This window comes from Microcystis sp. M53598_WE2 (assembly GCF_030067735.1).
In the GTDB taxonomy this organism is placed as follows: Bacteria; Cyanobacteriota; Cyanobacteriia; order Cyanobacteriales; family Microcystaceae; genus Microcystis; species Microcystis aeruginosa.
Genome location: NZ_JASJFE010000870.1, coordinates 1 through 4,046, shown reverse-complemented (window position 1 = coordinate 4,046; position 4,046 = coordinate 1). Strand labels below are relative to the sequence as shown.

5 protein-coding genes and 1 pseudogene are annotated in these 4,046 nt (G+C 44.1%); 4 read left to right on the top strand and 2 right to left on the bottom strand.

Annotated features, from left to right (window positions below):
- The first annotated feature begins 80 nt into the window (after positions 1–80).
- Positions 81–290, top strand: a pseudogene (locus PX636_RS17605) (type II toxin-antitoxin system HicA family toxin).
- Positions 291–554: 264 nt separating this feature from the next.
- Here PX636_RS17605 and PX636_RS17600 read toward each other — a convergent pair.
- On the bottom strand, positions 555–806 hold the full coding sequence (locus PX636_RS17600) for a hypothetical protein (RefSeq protein ID WP_002796964.1): 252 nt from the start codon (positions 804–806) through the stop codon (positions 555–557).
- Positions 807–1,308: 502 nt separating this feature from the next.
- Between PX636_RS17600 and PX636_RS17595 the strand changes: the two genes are divergently transcribed.
- The 3 genes from PX636_RS17595 to PX636_RS17585 are packed head-to-tail and all read left to right on the top strand — an operon-like array spanning position 1,309 to position 3,700.
- A complete protein-coding gene (locus PX636_RS17595) occupies positions 1,309–2,055 on the top strand; it encodes a pseudouridine synthase (RefSeq protein WP_288118097.1) in 747 nt (248 codons plus the stop codon).
- A 26-nt stretch (positions 2,056–2,081) separates the two neighbouring features.
- Positions 2,082–2,843 carry a helix-turn-helix domain-containing protein gene (locus PX636_RS17590; protein WP_125730525.1) on the top strand — a complete coding sequence of 254 codons (762 nt, stop codon included), beginning with the start codon at positions 2,082–2,084 and terminating at the stop codon, positions 2,841–2,843.
- Between the two features lie 8 nt (positions 2,844–2,851).
- Complete coding sequence (locus PX636_RS17585; RefSeq protein WP_288118095.1) at positions 2,852–3,700, top strand: ADP-ribosylglycohydrolase family protein; 849 nt, start codon at positions 2,852–2,854, stop codon at positions 3,698–3,700.
- Positions 3,701–3,737: 37 nt separating this feature from the next.
- Here PX636_RS17585 and PX636_RS17580 read toward each other — a convergent pair whose 3' ends face one another.
- The gene (locus PX636_RS17580) at positions 3,738–3,965 is read right to left on the bottom strand and encodes a hypothetical protein (protein WP_288118093.1); all 228 of its coding nucleotides are present in this window, start codon (positions 3,963–3,965) and stop codon (positions 3,738–3,740) included.
- Positions 3,966–4,046: the final 81 nt, after the last annotated feature.

The following is a 4,046-nucleotide window of genomic DNA, read 5'->3' as shown; positions in this document are numbered from 1 at the left end:
GTACATGGAGAATTAAAACAAGAATTACCCTCGAACAGCCTATTTTTCCACTAAGTATTTATGCTCATTGCAAAGGTGAGATGCTCCCGTCAATCTCAGGTAAAAAATTATGTAAAGTCGTTGAAAGATTTGGCTAGAAATTGGCAATAATTAAAGGAAGTCATTATATCTATACCAAAGAAAATGTTTCTGCAATTATTGTTATACCAACCCATGGAAATCGAGATTTACCGATAGGAACATTAAAAGGTATTCTCAAAGATTCAGGATTAACTGAAGATGATATTTGACAACGTAACGCACCAATTTGATGATAAATTTGGGCGTGGGGCGCGGATTATTAATTTTAGTTTTTCATCAGAATTAGTAACCGCAAACACTCACCCTACAAGCTAATTCGTAGGGTGCGAAGCGCGAAAGTGTAACGCACCAATTTAATAATTAAGTTGTTGCGTTACGGCAGATTATTAATTTGTTTTTTTGTCAGAGATTATCGATGCAAACACGCACCCTACAAGAATCAACACAGATAAATGTATTAGTCATTATTTTCTCTATTCACTCACAATTTCTTCCATCAATTGCCGATCTCTTTCTTCTCTCATTTGATGAATAATTTCAGTAACATCGGTTTTAAATGGTTTTCCCTGACGACGTTCATAAATGGCTTTTCGAGTTGCGTCAATTCGTTCTAATGCAATTTCCCAAGAGGGGTGATCTTTGAGTTTTTTTCCTAACAATTCCTGTTCTTCTAGGGACAAGGATTTAATTGCCTTAACTAGAGATTCCACGAGTTGAATATTCATTTTTTTTACATCTTTGACTAAAATTATCGGTGTTTATGAAGAGTTATTATAGCCTAGCCTTTGAATTATAACAAAGAGACGCAAACTCCGTCACTTACGTCCCCAATTCATCATCAATCAAAGTTTACCGCTTGGATAACCGAGAAATAACCGGTTTAAAGTCATATCATCCTGTAAGGAAAACTAGCCCGACTTTTTTAACAATTGTCGGCAAAATTTTGCTTGCTTTTTTCAGGGCTTTTTGCAATAATATTTTTATAAGACTTTATATATAATCGAGTGGTGGCGTTGATTCAAAAATGCACGGATTCCGATTATAAGAAAAGTATAACCGAAGCCGCCGCCCAAGTCAAGGGATTACTCCTTTTTTTTTGAGAAGTTTTCAAAGAAAAAAAATCAAAGAGGCAGCCGGAGATATTCGGTTTTTCTTCACTTTTTGGGCAAAAAAAACCCTTTTAGGATGCCTATAATAGGAGAGAGAAAGGGTTAAAACTAAGAAAAAATGGCGGAGAGAGTCCAGAAAATCCTTGCCCAGTGGGGAATTGCCTCCCGAAGAAGGGCGGAGGAGATGATCGTAGCCGGCCGGGTGAGACGGAATGGCAAAATCGTGCAGTTAGGAGAAAAAGCCGACCCCGAAAAAGATCACCTAGAGATAGACGGAAAAAAAATTGAACCGGCCAATCGTCCCAAAAGATTGTATATACTGGTCAACAAACCCATTGGTGTGGTTTCTACCTGTAGGGACCCACAAAACCGGCCGACGGTGATTGGCCTTTTGCCCGACTCCCTCGCCAGCGAGACGGGGTTACATCCCGTAGGCAGGTTGGACATCAACACCACTGGGGCTTTACTCCTCACCAACGACGGTCAACTCACCCTCACCCTCACCCATCCCCGTTATCATTTGCCCAAAACCTATCGGGTTTGGCTAGATGGTGCGATTGATAGACTTGCTCTCCAGCGTTGGCGAGAAGGTATCTTCTTAGAGGGAAAAAAAACCTTACCCGCACAGGTTGAGATTCTCAAGCAAACCGACCAAAAAACCCTATTAGAAGTTATTTTAGTGGAGGGAAGAAATCGGCAGATTCGCTCTGTAGCCGAAGAATTAGGCTATCGCGTCCTGAAACTTCATCGCAGCGCCATCGGTCGTATTCAACTAAACTCTGGTAATAATTCCCCCTTACCCTTGGGTGATTACCGTTTTTTAACCCTTGATGAACTGAAATATTTAAAGAACCAGATTAACTAAGCTGAAAGTCAGCCCCTAATAGCGATATGTTTCGCCTTCTCCAATCACAACTTGATCCCCAGCGTAAACAACGCAGCAAATTACTGGAAATCGGCGTTTATTTGCAAAAAAATCGCCTAGAACAGTCCCTTTCTCTCGAGGACATTGCCCAGAAAACCCTAATCCCGCGCCATCGCCTAGAAGCACTGGAAGCGGGGGATTTGGAGGCATTGCCCGAACCGATTTATATTCGTTGGTTAATCAAACAATTTGCCGATAGTCTGTCCCTGGATGGTGAGACGATTAGCCGACGTTTTCCCACCAAGGTCAATAACTTTTTCAGGGGAATAAAACCGTCTTTATCGCTGCCGAGTCTTCAAATTCGCCCGATTCATCTCTATTTTCTCTATTTAATCTTAGTTATTGCTTCCGTACAAACCCTATCCCACGTCCTGCAAAAATCGGTACTGCAATCGAATCGCTTACCGCCGCCTTCCTTGCCACAACAGCAAATTGTCCAACCGAAAAGCAATCCCCTTCAACCGGTAGCCAACAAAACCAGCAATAATCAGCAGCTGGTGGTGGGGGTAAAACTGGAGGATGACTGCTGGCTGCGGGTGGTGGTGGATGGCAAGACAGAATTTGAGGGTGTACTGCCCCAAGGAAGCCATCGCACTTGGCAAGCAAACCGAGAATTAACCGTGAGGGCGGGTAATGCCGGCGGGGTTTACGTTGCCGTTAATAATGCCCATGCTAAACAACTGGGGCAACCGGGCAAGGTCGAGGAAGTCACCTACCGGGCAAATTGAGCTAATTTATGCAAAAGGTTTTTTCACCCCTCGATCGCCTTCAGGGAGGGTTAATCGGGGCATATATTGGGGAATCCTTGCATAATCAGCCCCTAATACCAGCCTTTAACTATGAGGCGACACCGAGGACGACCCTGCTTTTGCAAGCTCTGCAATCTCAGGAGGATTTTCCCCTTGCGATCGCAGCCAAGCAGCAGTCGGAATCGGCGTTATTATTTGTGCTGTTGCCGGAGATTTTAACCTGGCCTGACCATGGGGAACGTTGGCAAGCTAGATTAAATTTTTGGCTGAAAAAGGGCTTAATTTCCGAGTTAACCCGACAAGAAGCGATAATTTGGGGAGAGGCTGTAGGTCTGTTATTACGGGGAAAAAGGCCTTTAAATCAGTTAATAGGGCAATTGCTAACTATTAACCCCAAGAATAAGCTATTAGAGCAGATTCAGTCAGCTTTAGGGCAAAATCATCCCTTAGAGTCCATTTTATCGGCTTGGGCGAAAGATAGCTCCCCTTTGGGAATTGCGATCGCAGCTTCTCTCTATACCTTTCTGCAAACGACCGAGGATTTCGCCGTTAGCGTGCGTCGCGCTAATTCTAGTCCCTATCAACGGCAATTAACCGCCACTTTAGCGGGAATTTGGGCGGGATTGTACAACGGTATCGAGGGGATTCCCCTAGCTTGGCGGCAAAATTTGCCGAAAGATGCAGTTAAACAGCAATTAATGGATAAAGCTGGGGAAATCTATCGAATTTCCCTGGGTATATCTCCTCATCTTGTCCTATCTCCTCATACTGCCGTCGCTTACGGGGGAACAATCCAACCCCGTCCTAGCTTAAAATTGGTCTCTCAAGACAGTTGAAGATCGCTGTTATTTTGCCATCAGGCACTCGCTGGCTTTAATAAGCGATTACATCTCCTTCTTCCCAGTCAAGGGGAACATGGGGGAGTTGCTTGGCAATAGACTGGCGTGTGCTGGCAGAAATGCCTTTGGTGAAGATGCGTAACACCAGCTGCCCTCTGGCATCTAGACCGATTCCGGTGCCAGTTACACCGGGTTGAGCCATCAACCAAGCTTCTTGGCTGTCACGCAAAGCCAACAACTGTTCCTGAGTATAATTTTTCATTGGTGTTACCTCTATTAAATCGATGGTCGGCGACAAATAAATTTTAGCTGAAACAACACCCGATCGCCTCTAGGATTCGGC